The organism is Candidatus Effluviviaceae Genus V sp. (genome assembly GCA_014728125.1).
GTDB lineage: Bacteria > Joyebacterota > Joyebacteria > Joyebacterales > Joyebacteraceae > WJMD01.
The window spans coordinates 1-3,799 of record WJMD01000150.1; the positions used below are offsets into that span (position 1 = coordinate 1).

Sequence of the window (3,799 nt, forward strand, 5' to 3'; positions counted from 1 at the left end):
GATGGCCGCCATCACCTCTTCGGCGAGAGCCCTGTAGTCGCCGTCCTCTCGCGGGGCGATCGGCCGTCCGTACCTCACAAGGAGCAGTCTCTTCCTTCTGAAGGCCCCGGCGAGGTCCCTCGAGCCGGTGATCCAGACCGGGACGATCACAGCACCCGCGGTCGCGGCCACCCAGGCCGCGCCGGCACGGCCCTTCCCGAGACGTCCGTCTCTGCTCCGCGTTCCCTCCGGGAACATCAACATCGCGCCGCCGCGCTCGAGGACCGAGACGGCCCGTCTGAGCGCCCGTCTGTCGGACGCTCCGCGTCTTACGGGGATGGCGTTGTATGTCCTGATGAGCCATCCCAGGAACGGGTTCCGGAAGAGCTCCTCCTTGGCGAGGAAGTGCGTTTCCCGGGGACATCCGAGCCCGACGAGCAGCGGATCCCAGCCCGAGATGTGATTGCTCGCCAGAAGGACCGGACCGTGCCGCGGAATGCCGCGGTAGCCCTCGGCCCTGAAGCCCCAGAGCAGCTTCACAAGCAATCGCGCGAGCGTCCAGCCGATCCTGTAGTGGAACCTCACGTCCCGAGCGCTCCGTCGGCGTTCCGGGGTCTCGTGGCGCCGCGCTCGACGGCCAGCTCGATCACCCGATCCACCTGATCCTCGATCGTCAACGACGTGGTGTCGACCACGACCGCATCCCGGGCCCGCACGAGCGGGCTGTCGTTCCGCGACTCATCCCGCCGGTCCCGTTCGGCGATCTCGCGTTCGATCTCCTCGAGCGTCGCTCCGCCCTCGGGATCCTCGGCGTGTCGCCTGCGCGCCCTCTCGCGAACGCCCGCGGTCAGGAACACCTTGAGGTCCGCCTCCGGGAACACGACCGTTCCGATGTCGCGCCCCTCCATCACGCAGTTCTCGTGTCTGCCGAGGCGCCTCTGCTCGCGGACGAGCGCGCGTCGGACGCCTGGAACCGTCGACACGACGGAGGCGGCATCCGATACAGCGCGCGTACGGATCGCCGTCGTCACGTCCTCTCCGTCGAGAAGCACCGCGCCTGTCGGGGTGAGTTCAATGGTCGAGCTCTCCGCGACGCGCGTCAGCTCCTCGACGTCGTCGAGGTCGACACCTCGACGCATGGCAGCGAGGGCCGCGGCGCGGTACATCGCGCCGCTGTCGATGTAGGTGTATCCTAGCCTCTCAGCCACCGCCCGGGCCGTGGTGCTCTTGCCCGACGCGGCGGGGCCGTCGATCGCGATGATCAGGCTGGTATCCCTCGTCCTGTTGTGAGGTCGTCTTGAGGCCTGCCCAGCGGTATCATCTGCCACTTCGACCGAGCTTCAGATTATAGCCTGCCTCACGTGTCGCTGCAAGGCGTTTCAGGCGTCCTGTCGAGCCCCACGGCGGCCGCGAGGGCATTGAGCTCCTTCTCGGACAGACGCCGCCAGGAGGCCGGCCTGAGGTCGCCCAGCTCCACCGGACCTATCCTGACGCGGCGTAGCGCCCTGACCGGGTGCCCCACGGTCTCGAACATCCTTCTGACCTGCCGCTTTCGCCCCTCGTGGATGGTCACGACGGCCTTCGTTCTGTTGCGTTCGGTCGACATGACCGTGACCGACGCGGGCGACGTCGTGCGTCCGTCGAGCTCGACCCCCATCTCGAGGCGCCGTCTCTCTCCTTCCTGAAGCACACCCCGTGCCGTGACCTCGTATACCTTGTCGAGTTCGAACGACGGGTGTGCTATTCGGTGCGCCAGCGTCCCATCGTCGGTCATGATGAGAAGGCCCTCGCTGTCGGCGTCGAGACGACCGACCGGTACGACGCGCGCCGGCACGTCCCTCGTGAGGTCGGCGACGGTCGGGCGCCCCTGCGGGTCGTCCATAGTGACGACGACCCCGCGCGGCTTGTTCAGGATGATGGTCGTGAAGGTCTCCGGCAGCGTGACCGGGCTACCGTCGAGCTCGACGGTGTCGTGCTCGGGGTCGACAGTCGTTGCCAGTCTCGTGACCGTCCGGCCGTTGACAGTGACGCGGCCGGCGCGGACGAGCTCCTCAGCGCCCCGGCGCGAGGAGACGCCGGCTCGTGCCAGGAACCTGTTAATCCTCATCGAGCGACTTCAGGAGTTCGTCGTCGGGGATGCTGTGCATGGAGAACGGCGGCCTCGCCGAGCCCGAATCGTCCGAAGGCTCCTCGGTCGCCGTCCGGGCGATGATGCGCGGCGCCTCGGCTTGCTGCTCGGCGGCCGGCTCGCCGGATGCGCCCTTCTGCGGCGGCGCGGTTGCCGACGAAGCCGCGCCGGTCCCGTCCTGTTCCTCGTTCGCGTCCGGCTGAGAGAGTGCCCCTGCCGACTCCGCGCCCTCGACGGTCGCCTCGAGTTCCTCCGGTTTCAGGCCGAGAACCTCGGCGAACTCCTCGAGACGCGGGAGGTCCGTCAGCGAGTCGAGACCGAAGTACCGGAGGAACTCCCTGGTCGTCCGGTACATCAGGGCCCGCCCCATGCCGGGAGCGCGTCCGGCGATCGCGATGAGATTCCTCTTGAGAAGCGTCGACAGAACGCCGCTCGAGTCGACGCCGCGGACACCTTCTACCTCGGCCCGGACGATCGGCTGCTTGTACGCGACGATGGCGAGGGTCTCGAGGGCGGCCTGGCTCAGACGCGTAGCGGAGCGGGAGCTGTTGAGATCGCGGATCCACTTGGAGTACTCGGGACGCGCGTAGAGCTGCCATCCGCCGGCGAGCTTCGCGATCGTGAACGCCCGTCCCTGTTCGTCGTACTCGGCCGCGAGGCGCTCGACGGCCTCGCGGATGTCCGACCGCTCGTGCCCTTCCATCACCGAACACAGGCGGTCCAGTGTGACGGGTGTATCCGAGGAAAAAAGAAGCGCCTCGACGGTTCCCTTGAGTTCAGGCTCGCTCACGACTCACCCCCAGCATGCGCTGTGACGATGATCTCCCCGAAGACCCGCTCCTGGATGACCGAGAGCATCCCTCTCTTGATGAGCTCCAGGAGCGCGATGAAGGTCGCGATGATGCGCGGGCGGCTCGCCGCCTCCTCGAAGAGGTCGGTGAACGTGAACCGCTCGCCCGGCTTGACCGTCGCGATGAGGTGGTCGATCCGGTCCTCGACGGTCACCTCTTCCAGATCGACCGCATGGACGTCGATCCTGTTCGGAACGCGTGAGAGGACTTCGCGGAGCGCATCGACCAGGTCGAACAGCGTTACGTCCCGCAGCAGCTCCTCGGTGTCCGGCTCCTCGTCCGTATACCGCGAGACGTCGACCGCCCGGGGATGGTGCTCGCGTCGTTCCACCTCGTGCTCCGAGAGGACCTTCGCCGCCTCCTTGAACTCCTTGTACTCGACCAGTCTCCGAACGAGATCCTGACGCGGGTCTTCCTCCTCCTCTCCCTCCGTCTCGGGAGGCGGGAGGAGCATCCTGACCTTGATCCGGATCAGGGTCGCCGCCATCTCCAGGAACTCGCCGGCCAGCGACAGGTCGAGCGACTCCATGAACTCGAGATACTCGAGATACTGATCCGTGATTTGAGCGATCGGGATGTCATAGATGTCGAGTTCCTGGGACCGGATGAGGTGGAGCAGGAGATCGAGCGGGCCCTCGAACGCGTCGATACGAACCTGATAGACGGGCCGGTTGACGAGCCGCGTCTCGACGTCCTGCCCTTCCGGCGTTGATGTCGTCTGTTCCTCGTGCATGCCCTCTCCAGGAGAAGTCGACCGCGAAACGCTACCAGCTTGGTCGGAATTCGTCAAGAACGCCGCGCAGCCCGCCCGGGGCGCGAGCCGCCGCACTGCCGGCACGAC

At 67.0% G+C, this 3,799-nt stretch carries 5 protein-coding genes; all 5 read right to left on the minus strand.

Going from position 1 to position 3,799, the window contains the following annotated elements; genetic code table 11:
- On the minus strand, positions 1–564 hold a 564-nt coding region (locus GF405_09305), incomplete at its 3' end, for a 1-acyl-sn-glycerol-3-phosphate acyltransferase (protein ID MBD3368347.1).
- Positions 561–1,244, minus strand: a complete 684-nt coding sequence (locus tag GF405_09310) for a (d)CMP kinase (GenBank protein MBD3368348.1) — start codon at positions 1,242–1,244, stop codon at positions 561–563. The genes GF405_09305 and GF405_09310, both read right to left, overlap by 4 nt.
- A 92-nt stretch (positions 1,245–1,336) precedes the next feature.
- Positions 1,337–2,086: a pseudouridine synthase gene (locus tag GF405_09315; protein MBD3368349.1), complete on the minus strand. Its 750-nt coding sequence runs from the start codon at positions 2,084–2,086 to the stop codon at positions 1,337–1,339.
- Entirely contained in the window at positions 2,076–2,897 is an 822-nt protein-coding gene (gene scpB / locus GF405_09320; protein MBD3368350.1) for an SMC-Scp complex subunit ScpB, read from the minus strand. Before scpB ends, GF405_09315 begins: the two co-directional genes overlap by 11 nt.
- Complete coding sequence (locus GF405_09325; GenBank protein MBD3368351.1) at positions 2,894–3,691, minus strand: hypothetical protein; 798 nt, start codon at positions 3,689–3,691, stop codon at positions 2,894–2,896. Before GF405_09325 ends, scpB begins: the two co-directional genes overlap by 4 nt.
- Between the last annotated feature and the right edge of the window lie 108 nt (positions 3,692–3,799).

Coding starts and splice junctions, on each gene's coding strand:
- GF405_09315 (MBD3368349.1), bottom strand. CDS start 2,086: ATGAGGATTAACAGGTTCCTGGCACGAGCCGGCGTCTCCTCGCGCCGG.
- GF405_09325 (MBD3368351.1), bottom strand. CDS start 3,691: ATGCACGAGGAACAGACGACATCAACGCCGGAAGGGCAGGACGTCGAG.